This window comes from Paraglaciecola sp. 25GB23A (assembly GCF_040012495.1).
In the GTDB taxonomy this organism is placed as follows: Bacteria; Pseudomonadota; Gammaproteobacteria; order Enterobacterales; family Alteromonadaceae; genus Paraglaciecola.
Genome location: NZ_JBDYKM010000010.1, coordinates 26,460 through 52,375, shown reverse-complemented (window position 1 = coordinate 52,375; position 25,916 = coordinate 26,460). Strand labels below are relative to the sequence as shown.

The 25,916-nt window shown below is 45.2% G+C and carries 20 protein-coding genes and 1 pseudogene; 6 read left to right on the top strand and 15 right to left on the bottom strand.

Translation table 11 applies throughout. From position 1 onward, the window contains the following. Positions 1-125 precede the first annotated feature (125 nt). From ABKW31_RS14135 to ABKW31_RS14100, 8 genes are all read right to left on the bottom strand, one after another. Complete coding sequence (locus ABKW31_RS14135) at positions 126-2,639, bottom strand: EAL domain-containing protein (RefSeq protein WP_348617192.1); 2,514 nt, start codon at positions 2,637-2,639, stop codon at positions 126-128. Between the two features lie 389 nt (positions 2,640-3,028). Further along, the gene (locus ABKW31_RS14130) at positions 3,029-3,274 is read right to left on the bottom strand and encodes a BON domain-containing protein (RefSeq protein WP_348617191.1); all 246 of its coding nucleotides are present in this window, start codon (positions 3,272-3,274) and stop codon (positions 3,029-3,031) included. Between the two features lie 97 nt (positions 3,275-3,371). Beyond that, on the bottom strand, positions 3,372-3,773 hold the full coding sequence (locus ABKW31_RS14125) for a BON domain-containing protein (protein ID WP_348617190.1): 402 nt from the start codon (positions 3,771-3,773) through the stop codon (positions 3,372-3,374). Between the two features lie 323 nt (positions 3,774-4,096). Continuing rightward, positions 4,097-4,249 (bottom strand): DUF3309 family protein, encoded by a 153-nt coding sequence (locus tag ABKW31_RS14120; protein ID WP_348617252.1) that lies wholly within the window; start codon positions 4,247-4,249, stop codon positions 4,097-4,099. Positions 4,250-4,923: 674 nt separating this feature from the next. Beyond that, on the bottom strand, positions 4,924-5,727 hold the full coding sequence (locus ABKW31_RS14115) for a YihY/virulence factor BrkB family protein (protein ID WP_348617189.1): 804 nt from the start codon (positions 5,725-5,727) through the stop codon (positions 4,924-4,926). Positions 5,728-5,774: 47 nt separating this feature from the next. Continuing rightward, a complete protein-coding gene (locus ABKW31_RS14110; RefSeq protein ID WP_348617188.1) occupies positions 5,775-7,181 on the bottom strand; it encodes a sodium/glutamate symporter in 1,407 nt (468 codons plus the stop codon). 652 nt (positions 7,182-7,833) lie between these two features. Next, complete coding sequence (locus ABKW31_RS14105) at positions 7,834-8,274, bottom strand: OsmC family protein (RefSeq protein WP_348617187.1); 441 nt, start codon at positions 8,272-8,274, stop codon at positions 7,834-7,836. A gap of 159 nt (positions 8,275-8,433) precedes the next feature. After that, positions 8,434-8,928 carry a CHRD domain-containing protein gene (locus ABKW31_RS14100; RefSeq protein WP_348617186.1) on the bottom strand — a complete coding sequence of 165 codons (495 nt, stop codon included), beginning with the start codon at positions 8,926-8,928 and terminating at the stop codon, positions 8,434-8,436. 417 nt (positions 8,929-9,345) lie between these two features. Here ABKW31_RS14100 and ABKW31_RS14095 point away from each other — a divergent pair, with 417 nt between their 5' ends. After that, a complete protein-coding gene (locus ABKW31_RS14095; protein WP_348617185.1) occupies positions 9,346-9,864 on the top strand; it encodes a hypothetical protein in 519 nt (172 codons plus the stop codon). A gap of 860 nt (positions 9,865-10,724) precedes the next feature. Here the strand turns inward: ABKW31_RS14095 and ABKW31_RS14090 are convergent. From ABKW31_RS14090 to ABKW31_RS14075, 4 genes are all read right to left on the bottom strand, one after another. Then, entirely contained in the window at positions 10,725-12,008 is a 1,284-nt protein-coding gene (locus ABKW31_RS14090; protein ID WP_348617184.1) for an APC family permease, read from the bottom strand. Between the two features lie 319 nt (positions 12,009-12,327). Further along, a complete protein-coding gene (locus ABKW31_RS14085; protein WP_348617183.1) occupies positions 12,328-13,305 on the bottom strand; it encodes a mechanosensitive ion channel family protein in 978 nt (325 codons plus the stop codon). Positions 13,306-13,794: 489 nt separating this feature from the next. Continuing rightward, on the bottom strand, positions 13,795-14,361 hold the full coding sequence (locus ABKW31_RS14080; protein WP_348617182.1) for a hypothetical protein: 567 nt from the start codon (positions 14,359-14,361) through the stop codon (positions 13,795-13,797). A gap of 94 nt (positions 14,362-14,455) precedes the next feature. After that, on the bottom strand, positions 14,456-16,096 hold the full coding sequence (locus tag ABKW31_RS14075; protein WP_348617181.1) for an oleate hydratase: 1,641 nt from the start codon (positions 16,094-16,096) through the stop codon (positions 14,456-14,458). 512 nt (positions 16,097-16,608) lie between these two features. Between ABKW31_RS14075 and ABKW31_RS14070 the strand changes: the two genes are divergently transcribed. Next, the gene (locus ABKW31_RS14070) at positions 16,609-18,567 is read left to right on the top strand and encodes an oleate hydratase (protein ID WP_348617180.1); all 1,959 of its coding nucleotides are present in this window, start codon (positions 16,609-16,611) and stop codon (positions 18,565-18,567) included. A gap of 378 nt (positions 18,568-18,945) precedes the next feature. Here ABKW31_RS14070 and ABKW31_RS14065 read toward each other — a convergent pair. Both ABKW31_RS14065 and ABKW31_RS14060 read right to left on the bottom strand, forming a co-directional pair. Continuing rightward, a pseudogene (locus ABKW31_RS14065) lies at positions 18,946-19,224 on the bottom strand (YrhK family protein). Between the two features lie 411 nt (positions 19,225-19,635). Continuing rightward, a complete protein-coding gene (locus ABKW31_RS14060) occupies positions 19,636-20,007 on the bottom strand; it encodes a hypothetical protein (protein ID WP_348617179.1) in 372 nt (123 codons plus the stop codon). Positions 20,008-20,680: 673 nt separating this feature from the next. Here ABKW31_RS14060 and ABKW31_RS14055 point away from each other — a divergent pair. Further along, a complete protein-coding gene (locus tag ABKW31_RS14055; protein ID WP_348617178.1) occupies positions 20,681-20,848 on the top strand; it encodes a hypothetical protein in 168 nt (55 codons plus the stop codon). Between the two features lie 120 nt (positions 20,849-20,968). Further along, the gene (locus tag ABKW31_RS14050; RefSeq protein ID WP_348617177.1) at positions 20,969-21,376 is read left to right on the top strand and encodes a hypothetical protein; all 408 of its coding nucleotides are present in this window, start codon (positions 20,969-20,971) and stop codon (positions 21,374-21,376) included. Positions 21,377-21,616: 240 nt separating this feature from the next. Here the strand turns inward: ABKW31_RS14050 and ABKW31_RS14045 are convergent, their stop codons facing one another. Next, positions 21,617-21,781, bottom strand: a complete 165-nt coding sequence (locus ABKW31_RS14045; protein ID WP_348617176.1) for a hypothetical protein — start codon at positions 21,779-21,781, stop codon at positions 21,617-21,619. A 753-nt stretch (positions 21,782-22,534) separates the two neighbouring features. Here ABKW31_RS14045 and ABKW31_RS14040 point away from each other — a divergent pair. Together ABKW31_RS14040 and ABKW31_RS14035 are read left to right on the top strand one after the other, a co-directional pair. Further along, positions 22,535-22,684 (top strand): entericidin A/B family lipoprotein, encoded by a 150-nt coding sequence (locus tag ABKW31_RS14040; RefSeq protein ID WP_348617175.1) that lies wholly within the window; start codon positions 22,535-22,537, stop codon positions 22,682-22,684. 343 nt (positions 22,685-23,027) lie between these two features. Then, positions 23,028-25,397 carry a DUF748 domain-containing protein gene (locus tag ABKW31_RS14035; RefSeq protein WP_348617174.1) on the top strand — a complete coding sequence of 790 codons (2,370 nt, stop codon included), beginning with the start codon at positions 23,028-23,030 and terminating at the stop codon, positions 25,395-25,397. Positions 25,398-25,916: the final 519 nt, after the last annotated feature.

Genomic DNA, 25,916 nt, shown 5'->3' with positions numbered 1-25,916 from the left:
TTCAGATAATTTATTCAGTTACCTATTGTTAAAGGAAACAAATAAGTACACGCAAAAGTTGAAAGATTAATTTTAACAATCAAGAAAAAGCAGGTTGAAAAAATTAAACTACTAGGAGGCTCTGCTTAACCTGAGTTGAGGTTACTTACCAATAAGGGCGTTTCCTCATAGCCGAGCAATTGTGCAAATTGTTCTGATGCTAATGGATGTTTGAAATAATGCCCTTGCACCGCGGTACATTGACTGCGCTGTAAAAAAGCCAATTGTTGTTGGCTCTCTATACCTTTAGCAATAATATCTTGTCCTAAATTTTTACCTACACCGATTAGTGCCTTGGCAATTTTTTTACTGTCGGTTTCCATTACAGCTGCATGGATGATCTCGGCGGCTATTTTTATAGTGTCAAACGCTAGGTATTGTGAGTAACTTAAATGCCCTGCTCCACTGCCAAAATTATCCAATACTAGTTTTATGCCCAAGCCTTTAAGTTGTTGTATAACCGGATATGCACTTACAGTGATATCTTTTTCGGCGACTTCCAAACCCAAACACCAAGGAGCAAGACCACAATCGTTTAACCCGACTTCAATATTTTCAAAAAAGTATTGTTGAGCAATCTCACTAGCAGAGATATTTACCGTCACTGTTACAATATCTAATCCCCTTGCTAACCATAATTTTTGCTGTTGACAGACTTGCCAGCGTACCCAATCGCCAATTAAAAATATTAATGACGATTGTTCAGCAACGTCAATAAATTCAGCTGGATAGAGCAAACCAAACTCAGGATCTTGCCAGCGTATTAAGGCCTCTGCCCCCGTTATTTTGCCACTAGCGAGGTCAAATTGGGGTTGATAATGCAGCACAAATTCATGCTGCAACAAAGCACGCTTTATACGAGTTTCAATCTGGGTACGATGTTTTGCAACGCGATGCATCGACTCTTTAAAAAACTGATAACAATTACGGCCACTGGCTTTTGCATGAAACATGGCTCTGTCAGCATTATCCATCAATTTTTGACTCACTTCGCCATCATTGGGGAAAATACCGATACCTATGCTTATTCCTACCGCTATTTCTTTACCATCAATCAGATGAGGAATCGCCATGGAAGCCAGCAACTTACTGGATAAGAGCGCGGCATCATTGGGGTGCTCAATTTCGGATAATAACACCACAAACTCGTCGCCACCTTGGCGACAAACCGTATCACTATCTCTCACTGTATCAGCCATGCGTTTAGCAATTGAACATAACAGCTTGTCTCCCACTTCGTGTCCATGCAGATCATTGATTTTTTTAAATAAATCAATATCCAAATATAATAATGCCAATAGTTTATCGTTGCGTTTAGCCAATCTTATGGCCTGATTCAGTCGTTCTTGCAGCAGCAAACGATTGGGTAAGCCAGTAAGCGCATCATGCTGGGCTAAATGAGTCATCTTTATTGTCATTACCCGAGATTCAGTGACATCGCGAAAGACTAAAACCGCGCCAATAATCTGGCCTGCTTTGTCATTAATGGGTGCTGCAGATTCTTCTATCATGGTTTCAACACCATCTTTACGAATGAGCACACAGTCTCTGACCAATTCAATGCGTTTATTTTCTGCTAAGGCAAATTGAATAGAATCCGCTGCGGTGCAGCCGGTAGTGCGATCTTTTAAATTAAAAATAGTGGCAAGCAAACACCCAGCAGCCTCGTGATTATGCCATCCAGTAAGACGCTCGGCTGCTTGATTTAAGTACACCACTTTGCCGTTTATATCGGTACTCAATACTGCATCGCCCATCACATCTATGGTTAGCTGCGCTGTGGTGGCGGGTAACCAAGTTCGACTAGGGTTTAATAATGGCATTGTAGACGACGACAAATTATATCGTTCGGTAAGATCTTCTAAGGTTCGTACATGTCCATATAAACCTTGCTCGTCTTTAATAAAAGTACCTGTCATGCGCACACGACAGGTGCTTTTGTCATGTCGAGTTAACCTCACATCAGAGTAAAACGTTTTTTGGATTTGCAATTCGTCTCGCCACTCGTGTTCCAGCCGCAAGCGATCATTGGCATGAATTGACGTTGCCCAATGCTGCCCCAACGATTGTTCAGCACTAAATCCAGTAATAGCTTGGTAGGCAGGATTGGTGTAGGTGATATTACCAAGTAAGTCTGATACCACCACCCCAAGTGATGAGGCATTGCCGATGGCATGCAATCGTGCCTCGCTGATAGACTCCATTTTTTCGGCTCTGGCCAACATTAGATTGTAAGCCAACACCCGTTTAAGCCAGCTTTGCCCTAGACGGCTTTTATCTAAACAATCAGAAGCCCCTTTACTCATGGCTTGCAGGGCAAAAACCTTATCCAGGTTGGTACATAGTAATATAATGATGGCGTGAGGTATTTGTTGCAGTATTTGCTCAACAAAATCTGCGCTTTTTCCATTGGATACTGATAAGTCCAACAACACGATATCAATATGTTTGCTGTTCAATAATTCAGTGGCCTCATCCATCTCCCGCACCCAAACAACTTTAAATACCAAGGCTTGCTTGGAGGCCAGTGATGTGCGAATACGTTTGGCAAATACAGGACACTTTTCTACTAACAGAACTTTTATAGGCTTATTACTCATGGTAAAGCTATCCTCCTAGGCACAGTGCCCTTGTGCAATGCAGTTAAGTGTAGGTTTCTACAACGCCAGTAAAACGACCACTTAACGCTTTCCTTTTAGATGTACCATCTAATTATTGACTAGCTATATGTTGAAATCTGTACGTTAACGCACAAAGCAAACAAGCAATGCAATTAAGTCTGATTATTTGCTGTTTTGGTGGTGGGCTGTTAATTAGAAATAAACTCATTTTAGTGATCATATTTGCAATCTAGAACTAGATAGTAAGTAGCTTGGCGTCCTTGCCATAATCTGCGCGCAATTCCAGTAGTGTGCAGATGATTCGTTGTTTTATTCAATCTGTGGTTGATCAATTAATTGAAGATTGCCCAACAAAGATTATGCAGTTATCAAATGATAAGTGCCTCGGCATTAACCGTGTTTACCCCACGCACATTTTTGGCCAACTCCATGGCCAGTTCACGCTCTGCGCCATTATGTGCCTTGCCGCTCAAGGTAACTTCATCATTTTTAGTCGTGACCGAAATATCGCTACTATCCACATTACGAGAATAGATAAACGTCGATTTGACTTTGGTGGTGATCCAACTGTCAGATATTTCTTGTTTGGCCTTATCCATACCGCTGGTATTCATTGCCATACGTCCAGGTTTTGCTTTCAGTGTCGCCCTACAAGGTCACTTTGCCTGCTTTGGTTTCTACATCGGTTTCCATACCTTCGGTGTATTGACTCTACAGTAGTTTGGATTTTACTCTTGCGGTGATGGTTGCATCGTCTATTAATTCACCAAAGCTATAATCCGATTTGTTTTGCGCATTGTCATAGTCTTTATCGATGGTAATTTTGTTATCTACATCTTCAACACCTTTAACACTCATGGCGATTTGCTCGGCGAGTTCTTTGTTTGCGCCATCGCCGACCTTGCCGGCTAAAGTCACATTGCCGTCTACCACACTGACTTTAATTTTATCTTTTCGCAGTATAGGGCTGAGTTCATAGCTAGTTGATATCTGAACTTGTTGACGTAAATCTTGAGAATTTTCTGTTGTTTTTGCGCTTATAGGCCCACTCACTTGACATAAAGTCAACGCTAAACCAGACGCAATGAGTAACTTGTTAATTGATTTTTTCATATTGGCCTCCACGAGGCAGGTAGGCAGTTCGCCAGATTGCTAACTGTCATTTTTATGCAGTATTCATTGGTACCATTTATGTATCAGCTTATGTGCCAGCGCGCTGACACACCTAACTAACGCCATTTTCACCTCCTTGTAACTTGCGGATATTTTGCTATTTTGGCTAACTAACATTAGCTCTGGATAAGCTAAGCCTCTCAATAACGCCATTTACGCACCTAGCTGCGTTGGGATTTCTAGTAATAACCAGCAGCTATTACTTACGAACTCCCGCCTTGCTATCCACAAAAATTTCGTCATTGAGCCAGAGTTGAGGCTGCCTAAATTATCCCCATTAGTAATAATATAACGAGGATAATTAAGATAAGACCAACGCCGCCACTTGGCCCATAACCCCAACTTCGACTATGTGACCAAGTGGGAATGACCCCGAGTAATATACAAATTAGTACGATTACCAATATCAAACTCAAACTCATTGTAAGTTCTCCCTTTTTCCAATTTATAAAGTTGATTGAGCAAACCGCTCATCGATTACATAAACAACAATACGGACGCTAGTAGTCATTTTTCAATAATGCTAACGCCAGCAAAACACCTCAGTAGTTAACCTACTTCACTAAAGGTCGTACTTAGGTTCAACTAAACTAACAGGCTAATAATTGCTTATCTGTGCGCCATCAAACACAACAAAAAGTATTTCAAGCTATTTTGAGTTAGTAGATAGACTAATTTGTGGGCGCCTACTAGGTTCATTTTGCCAATAGCCTCGGGCGCTATAGTGCTGATGCAGAGCTGTTTCCTCTGAACGTTCGAAGGTGTCCCTAGAATTATAAATTGGTGTGCTTTTTATCTCTTCGCGTGCCTGTTTGACGACTGAATCAGCCTATTGCACTTGACTTAACCACTGAGGAGCAATCAACACTTGATGACCAATTGTTGGTTTGCACAATTACATAAGTTATTGCAAAGATTTGTTCATCAACCAAAAAGTAAAGTATGTGCCCGACATCCCCGTCGGACGCCTGCACTTGATAAGCCTTGATTTTTTAGGAGTTAACAATTTACCCACTTAAAACTGAAATCGTATTGTTTAACAACAAGTTAAGCTTATTAATAAATTATTTCTGAGTTGAATGTGTCGGCCTTACTTCGGGTTTTCCCGAATCTCCACCTGTGCAGCGCAAAAGCAGACTCCGAATACGCCAACGCAGCTTGATAAATAAATCCAAAGTAGGAACACCATAATGCCGCCCAAGGCACCGTAGAGCGCATTAAAGTTCGAGAAGTTTGCGGCGTAGACCAGAACCAGCAGTTTGCCAAGCCAGATTATAACCGTCGCGCCTAGCGCTCCGAGCCAGACTTCTGAAAATTTTGTGGGCCTACTCGGTGTCATCTTGTAAATCATAATCAAACCGTAGAAAAGCACGAAACCAGGAAAAAGCTCGAACAACAGATCAAAGGCCCACTGGGGTAATGTAAGATGGGTGGTGAGCCACTGGCGCACCAACCCCGCCAACCCGGGCAGCAGAATGCCAATTAGCAGCGCACTTGCGGTGATGCCGAGCAAACTGAGACTTTTCAAAGGCAAGCGCCACCAACTGTAAGACCGCGAATGCCAAATACGATTGGTCGTACGAATGAGGGTGCGCAGGAACTTTAAACCACTCCAAAGCAACAGCGGAATCGTCGCCAGACTGATCTGGCCTCGCGCTTGTAGCCATTCGCGAATGGCTGTCATCACGGTGCTCTCCTGTTCGCTGGTCAGCGGCGTATAGTGATTGACTAAGTTAACGAGGGCTTGCGTCACCACTTCGCGTTCGAAAAACAGTGACGCAACCGTCAGTAGAAGAATGGTCAAAGGCAGGATCGACAGCAGCAGAAAATAGGCAAAGGAAGCGGCGCGTTGGTCCCCATCCTCGTCTGACCAACGGTCTAAAGCCAGCTTCATGGTGCGCCACCCGTTTGACTGTTGCACATTACGAAATAATGTTTGCATCAACTAGAAACTTTTGCTGCTGTTCGAATCTGTTTTCTCCACAATAAAAACCCGCATAAAAAAACAAGCATAAGAGCCATCGCCGTTATGCTTAAATAAGACCAAATACCCCAGAATTTAATGAGTGGAATAGACAGGGCTGTTACAAACCCTCCTCCCATGAAGGGCTCGTAAAAAGGCTGTTTAAACATATAAGCTTTTTTTGAAGATGTAAGCCTATTGGGATCTGCTACATCCGCTAACAATAAACCACTTGCGGTGGTTGCAGTTGCGCCACCGTAATCGGGCATAGCATAGACGTACCAAGGGCTAGGATAAATAAAGCGGGCAAAGAGCATCAATATTCCGATATTCCACACTAAACCGGCCAACAAGAGAGAACCGACAGCCAGCTTGTAGTCCATTAAAACGTTCAAATCCAAAGTAGCCACGGCGCATACGATTAAAAAATCAAGGGACATCGTGCCAATTTGTTCAATGGATTTTCGGTCTAAAAACCTGAAGAGCCTTGTTCTGCGAAAGATTGCATTTATAAATATCGAAGAGATCAAAACCATCGGAAACAAGGGGATGTAAGCCATAAGACTGACTTTAGAATCAGCGAAAAAGTAAGATTCCAGATAGACCAAACTTTTAAGCATTACCCATCCTGTAAAAATAACGACCACAATGAAACCCATTTGCACTGAAAATTTGGATACCATATATTTTTTAAATTCTAGGTCAGTTTTCTTTTTATCCTTTTCATCGTGATCGTCATGGCTATCAGCATCGTTACCGTTATTTTTACTAATCGGAGTTAGTGTTTGATCTTTTCGTGAAACTATTTTAAAAATAACAATACCGGATATAAGTCCAATGAGAACGCCTCCCGTTGCTACCCCTAAACCCAAATCGACTGCTTCGGTAAAATTCAGATTATCAAAGGTTGCAGTGAGTCCCGCCGCTGTGCCGTGCCCGCCTTGAAAGCCAATCGCAATGAGAGGAGCCATATACTGAGAATTTTCGTAAAAATAGGAAAATACGAATATTGCTAAAAGCGCACCAACAAAATGCTGGCCCCAGGCATACGCATGCCCCATAACAATATTGGGAGCGGCAAGATGCATCGATTTCCATAAGCTGAACTTTGGCATGCCTAACATCAGCGTAGCAAATACGATATTTATAAAAATCCCAGGCACTTGCTTCATCTCAAGAAAATACTTTTCTGGGAAAATTCCCCTGGCATCTGCGCCTAAATCGAAATATCCAATTGAAAAATGAGCAAACAGCAAACCCAGTAATCCAGCAACGATTGAAACAGGCAGATGAAAATGCTTCAGAACAGGCAAAAAATGAATGACAAGAAATCCAATGGTCAAAAGGACTGCTGCTATCGATAAGGCGGTAAGGGCAATTAACATTTTTATAGCCTAGAAAGTTGAAAATAGTAGCCATTTAGATGACACATGACGTTTGAAATAACCAATCCGCGCCGTTTTCCGCTCAGAATTGCGTTACATGAAGGGGTAATAGTTACATTGCGTGGCTTACTGGTGTTATTGCTGGCGGGGTCGTTACTCCCGTCCCCTCATTACCATAGTGTTTATGCCTGGCTATTTCCCATGAACGATCAAAGGTATGGTGCAAATCATAGCTAGGAGGGTTTTTAATTGCCTCACATGGTGCAACGAGTCACATTAGTTTTAACCACTATTGATCTTAGAATCGAAAAGCCGATCTCGACTCGGTTTATCATGGTCATCACGGTTTGATACCAAAGTTGCGAAATCGCTGGTGAAGTGATGACCTCAGCATAACCATGCAATGTGTTGTGCTCTGTGCGCCATCACACATAACTAAACTACAATTTTTCAACCATCGGGGCTTTAGTCAGCCAAAATAATACAAATAATGTGGCTTCTAGTCTGATTAAAAAATAAACGCCATGGTTGGCATAGTGAATGTATTACACCGAACAGTTTTGCCTTAGTCCAATCTAATCACCCCCTACTCTGGTTATCCCTAGTTGGGGTTGATTAGTTTCATACGCATTTTTTGCGCGTTTTATGACGACTATGACATCGATGTGAAAGAGTTTATTTCTAAGCCAATTTCGCAGTTTAATAATTTAGAAATGGGACAATTTTTCTTCGCTTCTTGGGCAGCACTTTCAAATTTTTCTCTTGATATCCCGGCTATGGTGGCATCAAGCATCAAAAGCGACTTGCTGATAGTAAAGCCCTCACCGTCTTTTTCAAGTTCAACCGTTGCTTTTGTTTGTAATGTTCCATTGCTTAAGCCTTGCTTAGCTAAACCCAAAGACAGCGCCATAGTAAAACAGCTTGCATGGGCAGCGGCTATTTGCTCTTCTGGGTTAGTCCCTTTTTTATCTTCAAAACGAGTCTGAAAACCATAGGGTTGCTCGCTAAAGGCGCCTGAACCAGTTGACACACTGCCCTTTCCCTTCTTGCCTAATCCTTCATATTTAGCAGTAGCAGTATTTTTAATAGTCATAATATTTCCTTAAAAGCGAATACATGAGTTTGTATGTATTCTTTGTGATTATCATTGTGAGAGCCACTAAAGTTCTCCAAGACAGCCATAGACACGTCATCTATTAATGAAGAACCGTCATTTACTTTTACTTTATCTTACCCATTATTTGGATATAACTCATTTCTGAACAGACACCTGACCACGAATTTCGCCTTTAGGGTTGGCCTCAGTGTGCAGATTCACATACCATTTTCCAGCCTTCAATTCTTCCATTTGTGCTTCGGTAAGGGTTGTTGTGCGTTCAATCGGGCTAAGTGTCAGATTTCCGGTAATTGGAACCACTGCCTCGGTATTTTCATCTGCCTGTGCCGGTCCGTGGAAATGAGCTGCCGTCACCGGCCCGCTTAATCCTGAGTAATTTATCGTCCATTTCAGCGCTCTAGTCTGCTGATCAATACTAGCCGTGAAGGTGCCGCTACCCTCGCCAACAATTTCAGGTACTTCATTGTCCCCTGAAAGTTGGGCCTCGAGAGTATAAGAAGCTGGTGTGCTTAATTTTGACGCGGTTTCTGTTGAATTTGACGCTATTGAAGTTGAGTTTGTATCGCATGCACTTAATACCAGCAAACTTGCCAGTAACCCGCCGTTGATCAATGTTCGAATGTGATTCATGATTATTCCCTATGAATTAAGATTGAAGTATCGGATATGTTGCAGATTGACCTGTGCTAGGTTGTCATAAACATACCTTCAGCATGGAGCATGCGCTCAGAGCCATCACTTGTCGGTGCGTTATCGTACCTAAGAAGAAACGACTCACTTAATGCCTCTATTCCAATATTCTGGATTATGTGCGATGTGCGACATGCAACCTAACGAACTCGTTTATATTTCACCGTATGAATGCATAAAGCTGCGGTCACGATATATGGCTGCGCTTGGTTATGGTTGGTGAGTAACACCGCGCGCCCTTTAATAATCTTAAATTGCAACGACCTTGTGTACGGCTGCACACAGACGGCTTATGAACATTGATCATAGACTTGCACTTCAACCGTTTGAAACGGGGTAATCTATGGGGGAAGTCTCATGAATAAAAATATGCATTATGTATCCGGCTTTTTTGAGCATCACCAACAAGCAGATGCTGTTTTAACAAAACTAATTGCACAAGGATTACCGCGTGAGCGGGTGCAAATATACACACATCACTCACCTGCACTTGCCCATGAGCCGAGTGAAGGTGACAATGAAGTTTTAAAAGACATAGTAGTCGATGGCACTATTGGTGCAGGAGTAGGAACTGGTATTGGAGCATTAATAGAGGTCGCACTGATCACCGCCAATGTTACTTTATTTGTAGCCAGTCCCTTAATTGCACCACTGGTACTACTCGGTTGGGGAGCCAGTGTTGGTGGTGTGGTGGGTGCCAGTATTGGTGCATCAGAAAATGAAAAGCCATTTTCAGCATTAATTGAAGATGCGATTAAAAATGGGCAAATTGTGTTAGTGGTAGAGAGCCGAACTGCAGCTGAAAAGACTACTGCACAAGACCTGATCAAGAGTTCAATTGGTGATTATAAAGATATTGAAGGCACATCAAAATGAATAAAAGGGGATAATATTTTACTTATTTTCAGAACGTACGCCCCAAAACGAAAAAAACGAGCTGCATCAAAATATAGATTTCTAGGTATTATAAAATACCTCGTCTGCGAGATTGGCGGAAGATTAATCTGCCAACAGCGTTACACTTTAGGTCATTCGGCTGGCACCACAACTTAGGCAATATCCACGACGTTTGCAACTAGACGCAACGCGTCCCTCATACTTAAAGTTGGGCCATTGCAGCGTTACAAGGGTGAAACACTGAAAGCTCAGTCTGCGTTGCACGTTTTAATAAATAAGAGATAGTTTTACAAAAACGAGACGGGCACTGGCATACAAAATCTATTTTTGTTGTTGGTCAAATCGCTAGCATTTCCTAAGCCTAAGCTCTGGCTCAAATTGAATATTCAACACAGCCAATTGACAATCTAATCGTCTACTACATACACGGATGCCTTTGCTAACCATAAGTACAAGACAATCTTTCAAAACTGGAGAACAGTAATTTCAAACCCTGCCGTAAACCTGCTATACCAAATTAGCGTTCTTATCCAGCAAAACAACGACTGTTTTTTCGCTATTAAACGGCCTACACGGCCTCCCATTTCCACTAACCAGCACTGGCTAAAGAAAATACCGCGGAGGAAGTTCTAACTATGGGAAAATCTGACCGTCAGTCCGATTGAATGATCAACAACGCTTGGCGCAACGCAAGTGAATGAAGTAAAAACTGGGAAGCGGTATTTGAATCTGCCCACCGCAGCCAATCCTAAAGGAGAAATTGTAGTCAGGTAGTGGTACAGAATTGAGACATGCATAACTTAAATATACCCTGTATTATTCCATGAGCGCCCGATTGTTTAAGCGTCATCCCTTGGATTTTCCGTTTTCACAAGTTTTAACAGCCGTGGACGGCCAAATATGGCAATCAGTACCAGCACACCCAAAAAAACCAGCGCAACGAAGTTACTGCGGTACATCTCAACAATCAGTGCAATGGCAGCTGCCCCACCCGCTAAGGCACCAAAGCCCGTAATTATGCGAAGCCCGGTCTTCTGATGAAAGGCCAACCCACACACTATGGTAAAGGTAAACAAAAATGCCAAACTGGCGGCTTCTACCAGGGTAGTCAAGGTGCCTATCGCCGCCAGAATAGCCGCGGCAACACCGAGCCAAATAACCGACCGATTAGGTACTCCAGACTGATTTTTTTGGTGCAAATTAGCGGGTAATTCGCCCTCTGCCGCAACCTTATAAGCCAAGCGAGCTGTAGCAAAAAGTGTTGCATTAATTGCCGATCCGGTAGAAAAAGCCGCGGCTATTGTGACGATGACAAGACCGGTTGTTCCCAGTGCTTTCTGCCCTGCTATGGCAAGCGCGACCTCTTTATGCAGCACTACCTGATCAGCGCCAATTAACATTGTCGTGCCTATGGCTACCATCATATATACCAGCGATACGATGGCGATAGCAGACAGCATCACCCTCAACAAGTTCTTTTTGGCGGCCTGTATATCGTTATAATCATAGGACAGAAGCTGAAAGCCTTCATAGGCCATAAAAACTGAAGCTGCCCCAAATAATGCAGCACTAATCCCGGTATCTGTTACACCTTGGGACATCATTGGAACATCCCATTTCGCTAAACCCCAACTGGCCAATCCCACCAACACAATCAGCTTGATCCAAACCAGTATGATTTCAATACGACCGGCTTCACCAACACCTCTCAAGTTCAAACCGATGAATAAGGCCATAATGCCTACCGCCGTCGCCCTCGGAAACCAGGAGCCCAAGTCGACCAAATGTCCCAAATATTGGCCGAAGGTGAATGCATAAACCGCATTGGTCAGCACATAACCTATGATCAAAACCCATGAAAGACTAGCGGCAAACTGGTTTGCCTGGATTTTGCGAAGGTAAGTAAATGCGCCCCCTCCTTCATCATAATGAATGGCCAGTTTGGCATAGCTATATCCCGACGCCAAGGCAATGAGTCCAGCCGCCAGAAAACTCAACCATGCTAGGGGCCCCGATATGCCGACGACGACTCCCAGTGTAGAAAATATGCCACCACCAATCATGCCTCCGACTGCCATCGACCAGGCGCCGTTGAAGGATAGTCCGGTATCGTTTGTCGTCATAGAACTCCGATGTTTTTCAAGATAGTGCATCCATATTTTCGCACGCCAATATCTGATCCGGTGCTGGATGGTGCAGGTTGCATCTCACTTTAGTGATTGCATAAAAAGACCATCGACAGATCATGACCGGTTTTCTATCGGGCTGTCGGTACGCTAACGCACTCACTTATCCGAGCAGTCGTTCGCCAATCTGCAGGACAGAGCCGATGACCAGCTCTTTTTCCACAATTCCATGAGCGATCAGCCAGCCTTCGAAATTTTTTTGGAAGTCTAATAAATTAGACTAGTGCGACAAAGCAGGAGTTTACTTAATGAAAGTTTACTCTGACCCTGGAGCTTCTTCATTTTCATTATCATTATCAGACGATGATGACTTTTCTGAATCTGCTGATTTTTCTTCTGACTCTTTTTCCGACAACATGGTATTGAGCTTTTCACCGCCTTTGGCGCCAAAATCCAATGTTCTGATAGGAAATGGAATTAAGATATCCGCTTTTTCTAGCGCTTTTTTAATTTCTACAAGCGCAGTATGTCGAGCTTTCATAAAGCTAGTTTCGCCTGGGTAATCGATCCAGAACCAGACCACTAGGTTTATACTGCTGTCTGCAAACTCCTTAGCAAACACGGCAGTTTCTTCTTTTTTGATAACAAAATCACAGGCGTTTATCGCTTCTTCAATAGCTTCAGCTGCCTTTTCTGGGTCGTCTGCGTAAGAAATACCAACGGGTACTTCAATTCGCCTGATCCCTGTGGTCGTATAATTTGTTAGTACGTTTCGAAACAAGATTTTATTTGGAACAACTTCTATCTGGCCAAAAAAGGTTTCTACTAATGTGTTACGCAAATTAATTGTTATTACTGTGCCAAATACATTCTCCGCTTCAACCACATCGCCAATTTGAAATGGCTTACGAATACCCATCGCAATACCAGCAATAAGATTCTCTGCCATGTCTTGAAAAGCAAAACCAAGCGCTAGGCCAATAATACCAGCGCCAGCTAAGAGTGACGTTACAGTGCCGGTTAAGCCCAAAAACTCTAGGGCGATAAATAGCCCTGAGACCAGCACAAGCACCTTGATAATTGATGCAAGTAGGTCGGCAATTTGTTCAGATTCTAGGGTTTTATGAAGCACTTTTCGAATGGCTCTACCAACATATTTAGCCAGTAAGCCAAATAACATAGCCAAGAGAATGGCGACTATAAAATTGGGCAAGTGTTTAATGCCAGCTTCCAGCCAGCCTTGTAATTTTTCGTCAATTAACTGCCAGAATTTATCTAATATAGATAGGTCCATTAATATTATTCCCACTGTTTTTAATCATCTTTCTTGAATGCAGATTCAGCCAGGGTCTTGAGCTTCTCTAGTGTCGAGGATAGGTAAAATAAAAAATCATTTTTCATAACATGAAAATCCATGTTGCCTCTTATTTTCCATCCTAACATCTCTCTACTATCTTTGAGGGAGTAAAAGCATGAGCGGTTTACGAACTGGCCTATTCACCTTCATTACTAATAGGCAGGTTTTACAAGGCACAAAATTCCAGTGGTTATTTACAATAAAAATTAATACCCAGCCATTAGTTATAGTTGCTAAGATTCTTACTTGTAAATTTCAATTGAACGTCTTTATTGACAAGCTAATTGTTCACTATATATAGGGATACTTTGACTAAGCCCACATGCAAGACGATCGTTCAAAACTCGAGACCGGTAGTTTAAAACCCGGCCAATTTAATATTGGCAAGGCCATTTTACATACGATAATTATCAGCGACGAAGACAGTTAGTCGCTAGCTAGGCTCTGTAAGGCTTTGCTGATCTCACTCATCCGCGCCGCCGTCACCTTGCCGTGAACCTGCGATACCAGATTACCGTTCTTATCCAAAACGACAATAACGGCTTCTTCGCTATCGGCCGGTACACCAAGAGCATCTTCCATAATCTGGGAGTTCAGGATCCAAGTCTGATCATGATAGCGCTTCGGCACTTTCTCTTTGGCTCGACCAATGACATCTTCTTCCGACATAAAAAATGGTAAATCGACGGCCAGTACGTCGCGGACCCGATATTTACTTTGATCTATCTTTGATCGCAAAGTATTAACCCACTCTCGAGTCGATTCTGCGGCATCGCTCGACGGGGTAAGTATGAGCAATGTGGGTTGACCTATCAGTTTATCACTGTCGACTTTTTCACCGTTGAGCGTCGTCGCCATAAACGACGGCCATGGCCCTTCGCCTGCAATAGCGATTGGCGCAAATAGCATTATTATTACGAGGAGGCCAAGCTTAGAAGCGCGTTGGAGTTTTGAGCACCAAAGTGCTATCACTATCGTTAGTTTGTGCATCATTATATTCCTCAGTTCAGTTGTAGTAAGTCGATCAAACAACTTAAGCGAGCCTCAAAATGAGCAATCGCTTGTTCAGGGAAACGCTTTAAGGGGATCATGCGAAAACCCTTCGAATGGTCGCAGCCACCACGGTAGGCTTTTTCTCACCCCAGTATATTTTGGGAATATCAAGCGTTGGGTCGATCAGCTTTTGAATAGCGATCATCGCTCCACGAATCGAATATTCAGTCGTGAATACACAATGGTTGGGTATCTCAACATATTGACCAATAAATGCAAAGTTACTGGCTCCTTCCGGTACAACGCGGGGTCGATCTCCCGGTCTTCTGGGATTGAACTGACTGATGCCATAGGGAAGCATGCATGGAATTGTGTTCGAAGTGTCAAGAACAATGCGCTTTTCGTCCTCATTGAAACCCAGATGGCCCAACAACTCTTCCAAGATTTCTCTGCCACTGCAGTCACGCATTTTCTTTGGCACAAAACGACCAACCTCATCATCGTGCAGGCCGTAACCCCAAATGATTGTTTTATCATCGCTCTGGTTTGGAAATAAGGGTTGTCTGAATGCAGTAACCTCCAAAAACCAAGGTGAATCAGGCAAGGTAAGCTGGCCGGTTTCTCCCATCTTTCTATCTACCAACTTTTCCCATTTGGACCTGAACAAAGGATCGTTGAAGGTGCTGGTAAATGCCAGCATCCTAGACTCTTCAGGATCGCGAGTGAAAACCTCCGGATGCCCGAAACCACTGTGTTTGCTGGCTATCTTTTCCCATAAGGTCCAAGAGCAACTGCGTTCGCTAGCTTGCTGGCTAGGCGGAAATTGAGCGGGTGTATCGTTCGCTCCATATGAATGTTCCGCAACCATACTGCCTAAGGTCAAAAAAGCGAAGTCACGCTCGCGCACATCGACCGTCTGATTCTCGCCAATTCTATTTTCAATGTGCAAGCCAGTGAGACATTGCTTGCCGTTGACTTTACTAAATTCAGCATCCGTAATCTTAGATTGATAATGGATATTGACACCCTTGTCTTCCAGCAGCTTCAGTGCGGGTAAGACGAAGGAATGAAAGTTGGTGTACTTGGTGCGCTGTATTGGCGTCATGTCGTGGAAATGGGGCATAGTATGGAAGAACAGGTGCATGTAACGTTTAAGCTCAATAGCGCTATGCCACTGATGAAAGGCAAAGGTGGTTCGCCACATATACCAAAAGTTGCTGCGAAACATCTTTGGGGTGAACATATCTGAGATCTTCTTCTCTCCTAACATCCATTCCGGCATCAGCATCAGCTTCGCCATGTTGTACATGTCAGCCTTGCTCAAACCCAGATGCAGACCATCATCCTTTTTGACGCCATCGAAGATGAGCCGGACTTTGGTATCAACCCGGCATTCGTTCCAATTTTTATTATGGTCATCCAGCGCGGTCTTGCCTGGGTTTTCAATGGAGGGAATTAGGCCCCAAAGCGCTTTTGTACATCGGTATACTTCTTCCTCGAACATGCGACTGCCGCGCATAGAATATTGGTCTTTTTCTTCATCGTACTGGGCATCGCAGCAACCGCCCGCGTATTTTTCGTCTTGTTCTTCGATAATGTGAATATTTGAGCCTGTCCATGCACATTTCTGGATTAGAGTGACAGCAGCCGTGATAGAACCAATACCGGTTCCGGTTAGATAAAGCTGTGAGTCGGCACGAGCAAGACTTGCCGTGCTGGAATTAAACCAATTCATCACTTGATGGCCTCTCTATATGTTAATGGTTGACAATACGTTTGCGGCGTTTGTAACACTCGCTTGTTTCGAGGACCTACCCCAGAACATTACCCCGTCAAGCAGCGCCATGCTGGGCGATCAACAAGCTTCAGCATTTTTTCGATAATTTCATTTCTTTTTGACATGCTATCGGTTGATGTGGTTGAAAATCGTCTAAGCCCAATTGGGCTCGCAGGCTAGTGTTGATTAGCTGTTTTGCTTATGTCTGGTAAGAGTATACTGGGTATTACGCTGGGACTGTTCGCTGTCACACATAAGTGGTTCGCTGTCATATATAAATGTAGTAGGCCATTTCATCGATGTTGCCAAGGGTTTATGCGTGTGATGCGAAACGACCGGCTGAGACCTTCGAATCCACTTTCGGTCGAGCCGATGAATATATATCCTATCTAATGTTCGTTCCCGCACAAACTTATTTACAAATCTGCGCTATACATGTCAGGACAAAAATAGCCACCAAGGATACCTACATGACCGGCCCTGATTCGCCTAAAATCGATGTCTCTTGCCTAAAGACTCATATTGAAACCTTGGTTAAACAAGCGGTGGATGTCTCGCCTGACGCCTCGTCCCAGCATCTGCATAATGGTCTCGACACGATGCTACCTCCCGCTGACTTACACGGTGCTTATACTAATAATCGTCCACTACCAACCGCAGGCATAGGTGACCGCCATGCATATATTGTCGGTAGCGGCATTGCCGGTCTATGCGCGGCTTTCTTTCTGATCCGTGACGGCCATATGCCGGCTGAGAACATTACCCTGTTAGAAGCCATGATGATCGATGGGGGCGCACTTGATGGGGCGGGTAATGCCGAGGAAGGCTATCTCGTTCGCGGTGGCCGTGAGATGGATATGACCTATCAAAACTTCTGGGATGTCTTCTCAGAAATACCGGCCTTGGAACTGCCCGCCCCATTCACGGTGCTTGATGAATACCGCATCGTCAATGACGCTGACAAGAACTGGTCAAAAGCACGACTTCTCGAAAAACAGGGCCAGATCAAAGACTCCTCGACCATGGAGCTGAGCAAGCTACAGCAGATAGAATTGTTGAAGCTTTTAATGGCGCGCAAGCAAGATTTAGACGATATCACAGTGGAAGCTTGGTTCAGTGAAGATTTCCTAGAGACCAATTTTTATATGTTCTGGCGCACCATGTTCGCTTTCCAGAACTGGCACTCAGTACTGGAAATGAAGCTCTACATGCATCGCTTTTTGCACCTTATGGACGGGCTAAACGACATGACGTCACTGGTCTTTCCTAAATACAATCAATACGACAGCTTTGTTGTTCCGCTGATGGATTGGCTGAAGAACAAGGGCATAAAAATCCAGTACGGCACGACCGTGTCAGACGTGGATATAGATACCAATGGCGAAACCTTAAGCGCAACTGCAATCAAATATCGCACAACTAATGGTGAAGAGACAATCCAGCTTGGTGCTCGCGACCTTATTTTTGTCACTACCGGCTCAATAGTGGAGGACACCGCCTATGGTGATGATAACACGGTGCCGCAATTGAAGGTGGGCAACCATTATCCGGGTGTTGCCTCGGGGTGGCAGTTGTGGAAAAACCTTGCCAAAAAGTCTCCTGTCTTTGGGCTGCCAGAGAAATTCTGCTCCAATGTGCCGGCCTCAATATGGGAATCGGCAACGCTGACTTGCGAGCCCTCCCCCCTGATCGAAAAGCTTAAAGCTTTGTCGGTCAATGATCCTTACTCAGGTAAAACGGTAACGGGAGGTGTTATTTCTTTTACTGATTCAGCTTGGTTGATGAGCTTCACCGTCAATCGCCAGCCACACTTTCCAGACCAGCCCAGTGACGTGATTGTCATTTGGGTATATGCGCTAAAAATGGACAAGCCTGGCGATTACATCAAAAAAGCTATGCCCAAATGCACCGGTAATGAAATATTGACTGAAATGTGTTTTCACCTTGGTTTGATTGACCAGGTCGCAGAAATAATCGCCGCGACCAAAGTGCGCACTGCACTGATGCCCTACATCACAGCACAATTCATGCCACGAGCCAAAGGCGATCGACCGTCGGCTGTGCCGGATGGTAGCGCCAACCTTGCGTGTCTGGGGCAATTTGTGGAAACCCATAATGACGTAGTATTTACCTTAGAAAGTTCGGTCAGAACGGCCCGTATCGGGGTATACAGTCTGCTTGGGATCAAAAAGCAGGTGCCCGATATATTTCCTGGTCAGTACGATATTCGTCGTTTGCTCCGAGCGACAAGAACATTAAATAACGACGAAGCATTTCTGGGCGAAGGCGTTCTGCGCCATATTCTAAGTGGTACTTATTTCGAACACATATTACCCCTTGGTCCCGATGAAAAACCCGCAGATCTTCACAAACCCGGAGTATTTGAACATCAGTTAAGTAAACTACGCAGCTTTTTCGGCGGGAACTAGTATCAGGGGCTAAAGTTTGAATAATGTGGAATAGTCAGCATAAATCTGACCGAGAACTATTTGCCATTTCCAGAAGTTCAGAAGGATTGCTTTGACAGGCAGCTTTGAGCCTAAAGGGCTCATACTCACCCAAAAAACCACAAAAATTCATGACCTTTTCTACACATTGCAAATATAACCTTTAAACCGCTCTAAGGCTGGAATGGACGTTAACACCAGCTTATTATTTAACTTCATCAAGAAGGAAAGCAGACATTAACAGTGAAATGATGCGGACCCGAAGAACCGCATATTAATTTTTATGCTTTGCGCAATAAGACAGTTCTCATGTCATGCAGGTACAACAGAAATGTAAAAGTGGAATAGCGTCTTGTATTGTTAAAGTTCCCAACGACTATCTGGCACTCGTCGCATATGAAGATGAGCCAAGAGACGTATTGTAGGTCGGATCAAAAATTGAGCGCTGCCAATGATAAACAGCTAGATAGCTACTTTTTCCATCGACGGATAAAGAAAAAACACACTCCCCGACAGGAACCAGCTCGCTATGAAAAAATCATTAATAATACTAATAACTTCATAGCGACGTCGAATAACTAACTGTTCATCGCCGACGGTAAGGGTAAGTGGGTTATCGATACTATTCTTGTCGCTCATAGAAAAACCTTTGATCTATATCAGTGAAAACTGCTCAACACGTGCACAACAGCTTATTCATGGTCTACCTCGACACATATCCAAGTAAGTCCTTCAAAAGACTTACATGCCTACATGTTGTGAAATCCTCATTTAGTGGGCTTATATCTGTTTTGCACCCACACAGCCCCTTGATATCAAATCTGAAAAACTGACACAAAGACCAGGAATAGACTCCCCCTAAAGCCTCAGTTCTATTTGGTTATAGCCATCAACGGGCCGAAGTAAACCTAAAAACTTCGTAATGAGAATTTCAAATGGCATTCATTCACGGGTAAACCAGTGGTGCTCTGTCGCTATGCAATTTTTCCATAAAAAAACCGGCTGCTACCAAAATGGCAACAACCGGTCGGGAGGAGAATCTACTTTATCTTACATGTCCCAGAAACCGGCTTCCCCGGCGTCGTCCCATTCATTGTTGTCCCAATGCCCATCTTCGTTCTTGTCGTAATTAGACCACAAACCGAAGGAGTACTCGCCTTCATCCAGTCGGTCGTCTTTGTTGAAGTCCCAACCATTGAACAAACCGTAGCTATGGTCCGTCTCGCGAAACTCGGATTTCACCAAGTAGAAATTGCGATCCAAATCGAAGTCTGAATAGGTGCCAGCGTCTGAAAGGGTGCCATAAAACTCGTCTTTCGAGATCTTGCCATCGCCATTTTCGTCTGCGGTAGTGAAGTCCATTGCGAAGAGCGAAGTGGACATAAAGGTTGCCGCGATTGCGACATATAGTTTATTACGCATAATTGTCTCCAGTCATTGATGATAGTTGCGTTGTAGCTCACTGAAATCATAACAGTGTACGGTTCTAACTCTAACGTGGTGACCAACTACTGTCTGTTCGGTAACGCACTAGAAGCGCTAGACGTATTAAACGTTACCCGAATCCATGACGACGCCCCGGGGCTATCGAACAGCCATTTGCTCAAGTGCTACGTGGGACTGCTCTGCTAAGCGAAGAGCAACTTCGAGGCGATTGACGCCTGTCGCGGGGATTAATTCTTGGGTTCTACCCTGTTTGCGATTTCTAGCATTGGATGAGTAATAGTCTTGGACTATCGCCTGCTGTCGTGGGCCATGAAAATGAAAGCCTTACGGGGTATTCTTCCATTCATAAAACCTAATCGGATAGTTACCATTTTTAAACGTTCCCTCCTCATTACTGGGTCGCCACAACTGCTCGATATGGTGGAGAATTACTTGGCGGCTTATGTGCGGTAGCGTCCAGACGGTTCACACCGGTAATGTTTGAATGCCTACTTAAGCACTTTTTAAAGGCGTAACTTATGTATATCGGCGGCGGTATTCTCGGCACCATTATTGTCATTTTTATTATCGTGTGGCTTATTCGCAGGACTAAATAGGTCGCAGTCGCAATCCTGTTGACCGTAGGCAGCATTTTGAAGGAATAATTATTATGCAGAAAGAATCAAACCACTCGCAAGATTATGACCGTAAGCACGACGTAGATCACAATGTAAAAGATAAAGCCGCTTTGGAAGAAGAATTTATCGATAATAAAAGAAAAAATGCAGCCATTAAGGATAAAAAGCCATTTATCCTCCCCTCAGCTGAAGGCAAATAACCCTGCTAAATATTATGTGGTCACTATAAATTAATCCGAGCCCACCAATCACTTATCGCTCAAAATTCCAATCGGTATAAGTTAGGTTATAGACAAATTAAGACAATAAGGAGTCCTATCATGAACAGACATATATTTATGGTTTTAATTGCAGGAGCGATGTTTTTGGCAGGTAATGTCGGGGCAAAAGAGATAAGTCTCGAAATAGGAGAAACATACGGTCAGGGAGACCTTACAGTCACCTGCGGACAACCGTTAACTGATGATATCCCCTTGGCCCTCAATGACTGCCAGTACTGGGACGATTTTAATAAAAAGTGCCTACTTGAAAACACGACTTATACATACAAAAATCTCGAATGCGTTGAAGAGTGTCAGCACTGGGATAAGTTCAGTAGCACCTGCTATTATCTGACAAAGTGTTCTTTCTTCGCGCCCCAGAAGTTATTTGTGCAAACCACATGCGATAAGTTTGACGATTTCGACAATACCTGTTTGAAAAAAAGTGACCTAAAAATAGGGCCCTGATGCAAGAAATAGGGCCAGTTTATCGGTAACGACCTAAATGTTTTCTATCGACCTATAAAATTAAGCCTAGGGAAACGTTATCGAGTCTGGAGTATGGCAGAGGTATCCGCTGCGCTCTGTTCGGCACCCAACATTTAATCTATTTATCTTGAGCAACTTCAGTACAAATGAATTCCCTCGGCGCACAAGGACGCGGTGAAGTTCCTCATCAAATTAAAATTAGCATTGCAAGCGTTATGCTTAGCGCCAAATGCTAGTCATTTCCTGTTTATATTTGTTTGCTAAATCGGCCCTAGTGCTTTTCGATTTTTGTTCTAGTTTATCAACTTGTTCATTAATGTCGTTAAATTGATCTTTCACCTTAGCGACATATCCCTCTCGTTTTGATACCTTAGTTTCTGGCATTTTTGCTTTTCCTTTGGTTGAAGCGAATTTACTATACCCAAAATCATTGGAATTGCGCGGCGGCGGCAAATGAGTGAGACCCCATGAGCTTAGCCGTACTAAGTGCAACGCGGTTGGCGCAACGTCGGTTACCGATTGGGGCGAATGAGTGCAGCCAACAAACGTGCAGTTTCAAGCGGACGCCGCGCGGGATGAAGGGTATATTACGGTAGCCGTCAATCCGCATTAAAGATTAGAGTATGACAGACGTAACAGCTGCATTCCGTGCGGCACCCTACATATAATCAATTTATCTTGTCACCATGTTAACCACTTCAGTAAAAATGAATTCCCTCGGCGCACAAAGACGCGGCGAAGTTCCTCACTAATTAAAATCAACATTGCAAACGGTAGATGAGCGCCAAATGCCCGTATTAACTTTTTTTAAGCATTCATACCTGATTACTGGCTCAACACATCTGTTCGATATAGTGGCGAATTACTTTGTTGCTTATGTACGTTAGCGACCAGACACTTCACATAAGTCATGATTAACTGCACATCTAATTATATTTTTCGTGTTTTTGGTGTTGGTTGCTATATCGCTGACTGCCAGTGCTGAAGGGAAAATTGCTTAAGTTTTAACATAGCGCTTAGGCTTACTACATTAACAACTAAACAGAATGACCACATGAAAACCATGTAAGCATCATTACTGGTTAAAATTGCTTAACCGGCAATTGCCACTAAGCCGATACACAAGAGGAATCACAAATGAAATTAGTCAATATAAACAAGTTACTTGTTACCACACTATGTGCCGCTGGACTTTTGCTTGCTGCCGGTTGCGCAACGATTGAGGGCGCAGGCGAAGACATTGAGACTGTAGGCGAATCGGTCCAAGATGCTGTCGATGGTGAGTAAAACTGGCAAGCAATGTTCTTGCTTTGAAACGATGATTTTAAAGCAAGCGCGCGCTTATAGTTATTTAATGCCAACAATGTGGTGCTTAAGCCAATGAAAAAGACTTTGCCAAAGCAGCTTATTAGGTGGCTGCATCCTGAAACATAACAACTACAGTAAAAAAACTGCCAATGATTTAAGTGGTAGTTTTTGCTTTATACCCAGTATTTTTATTACAGGGGGAGGTATGCAGGGCTGGCTGGTGCCTGGCTTAACAACCGTAGCTATTTCCCAGTGATGTGTTCCCACAAGCGATCGAGGTATTAGATTGAAAAACCCTATATGTTAGCCTGGTACGAACCTAGTGTTGCCCCTCGCCATAAGTAGTCAATTGCTGTCGCGCTTTTGGGAATGCCTGCGTCACCGTTGGCTCAACGTGCGCCAGATCGGCCTCTGGCTGCTTGTGGTCGCTGCGTTGTGCACGCTCGCGGGTTTTTTCCTTGTGCCGTGGCTCGCCGGTTGGATTGCGGTAGACAAAGTGCGAGAAAATATTGGCCGCGAGCTTCGCATCGGCGATATCGATTTCAATCCCTACACTTTCACCTTGGAGGTCTCCGATTTCGCCCTCTCGGATCCAGACGGCCACGAACTTGTCGCCTTTGACCGTCTGTTCGTCAACTTCACGCTGGTCAGTCTCATCGACCAGGCATGGACCTTCCAGCAGATACGCCTAGAAGGCCTGGTTATTCAAGAGGAACGCTTCGCCTCGGGTGAGACACGCTTCACCCGGCTGAAGGATGAGGCAGCGGGCGAACCGGAAGCGAACGGCAAAAGTGGGATGCCGACGATAGTCATCCTTCATCTAGATGTTATAGACGGAGCGATCAGTTTGGTGGATCACCTGACTACTGCTTCCGCCTCCTCAGGCACGACCGCCACCATCGCGGTGCAAGAATTTGCCCTGTCGCTGGATGATGCCGCCCTGCACGAGAACACAGGATTCCCGGTCCATCTCACTGGGCAGCTCAAGGCGGGCGGTGCCTTTTCGTTCGATGGCGAAATGCGGCTGTCGCCGGCATTCGAAATCAACGGCGGGCTGCGCGTGGAAGCGCTGGCCCTGAGCCCGGCCGAGCCTTACCTGCAACAACTCGCGCGGCTGGCCATCAAGGGCGGGAGCCTGAGTCTCGACGGACGACTGTCGGTCAGCGACGATGAACCACTATCCTTTCATGGCAGTACCGGCGTGGACGGACTCAACCTTGCGCCCCTGTACCCCGGCGACACCGAACCGGTGGCTGGCTGGCTCGCCATGAAGATCGAGCAGCTCGACTTGAGCTTGGCGCAGCGCAGCATCGAGGCCTCTAGCGTGTCCATCGAGGGCGGCTCAGGCCGGGTCATCATCCATGAGGATAAGACCACGAATTTCAATCGCCTGTTGGTGACGCGCGCCGAGGGGGAGGAGCCCACTCCCGAAGAAGACGCCAGCGAACACGCCCCCCCATTACGCGTAAGCATCGCCGGTATCGTCCTGACCGACAGTCGTCTCCAGTTCGCCGATCATTCGCTGCCGCTGCCGTTCTCGACGCGTATCGACAAACTGAATGGAGAGATCTCCACGCTGGCTTCAGACACACTGACACCGGCCGAAGTAGAGCTCGAAGGTCAGGTGGGTGAGCATGCCCTAGCGCGCATCGAGGGCACGATCCACGCCTGGCAGCCGACGAGAGACACGAACATCACGCTGACCTTCCGCAACCTGGTGGTGCCGGACTACTCGCCGTATACAGTCGCGTTCGCTGGTCGCCAGATCGCGAAAGGCCGCATGGACCTCGATCTCGGGTATCGCCTAGCGCACGGCAAGCTTGAGGGCAGTAATGCAATAGTGCTCCACGATCTTCAACTGGGCGAGAAGATCAAAAGCCCAGACGCGATGGACCTGCCGCTCAGCTTTGCCGTCGCGCTGCTTAAGGACAGCGACGGTGTGATCCAGATGAATATCCCAGTTACGGGAGATCTCGGCGATCCGCACTTCGAGCTGGTTGGCGCAGTTCGCAGCGCCATCGGTGACGCGATCGGCAACATCGTTAGCGCGCCGTTCCGCTTTTTGGCAGAGCTGCTCGGGGCTGGTGAAGAGGACCTACAACGGATCGCTTACCCGGCTGGCCGCAGCGACCTAACACCGCCGCAGCGCCAGCGCGTCGAGCTGCTGCGAAAGGCTCTCGTGAAGCGTCCGGCACTTGCGCTGGAGCTCGCTGGTCCCTTCGATCTGGATGTAGACGGCCCGGCACTCAAGCGCCAACGTGCCGTCGAGCAGCTCATCGAGTGGTTGCGCGATCAAGGACGTGAGGTTTCGTCCCCGGACCTAACCTCGGAACCGACGCAAGATGCGATGGAGGAGATTTTCTCGAGCGCCTACCCGGAAACACACTTGGACAAGGTCCGTGAGCAATTTATACGCGAGCCGGAGGGCCGCTCGGCGTTCGACGCTGTCGCCTACCGAGCCCATCTCGCCGAGAAGGTGATCGCGGCACAACCCGTCACCGATGCCGATCTCACGGCACTTGGCAAGGCGCGGGCCACCACTGTGCGGAACTACCTGCTGGCGAAAGCATCCGATGGTCCAGAAGAAAGCACTGCGATCGAGCCTGAGCGGGTCCTGCTAGCGAAGCCTAGGGAAGTTGACTCCGATAAAGAAGAGCAGGTCGTGATGGAGGTCGGTCTAGCCGTGAACTAGAAAATACTGTTTTATAACCACGGTTTTCTGCCGTGTTGTTTTGAATATTAACAATTAAGGTCAAACCGATGCGAAAGTTAATACTCAAAATTAAGTAGTCAAGCGCTTGGCGGTTTCTGTGCCGTGCTCACGCTCTGAGTCGAAGCGGATGGTAACGAAGGTAAGGCCACCTTTTGCCGTAAAGCCGAAATACTTGTAAAAATCCTGACACTTTTGTTCGGGTATAGAATACTGATTCAAACTACGACCGTTGTTGGCATAAACAGGTTATATGCTCAGCCTTACCTATCGTCTGCTTTCTCAGTAAACCCGATCTTCACAGCTAATTAATCTTGTGTCTGCAATTCGCTCATGAGAGTCAGTCGGCGATTTGGCTGGCCTGTGCCATTAGGTATTATGACGGTTGCTAGAGAAAACTGGTTTTGGCGAGCGGCTTCGCCACCATTGCCGCCGTTTCGCTGGTCCTGTTCTAATCGACTGATGCAGATCCAAAAGTCATAGGTCATCGGCTCTGACCAC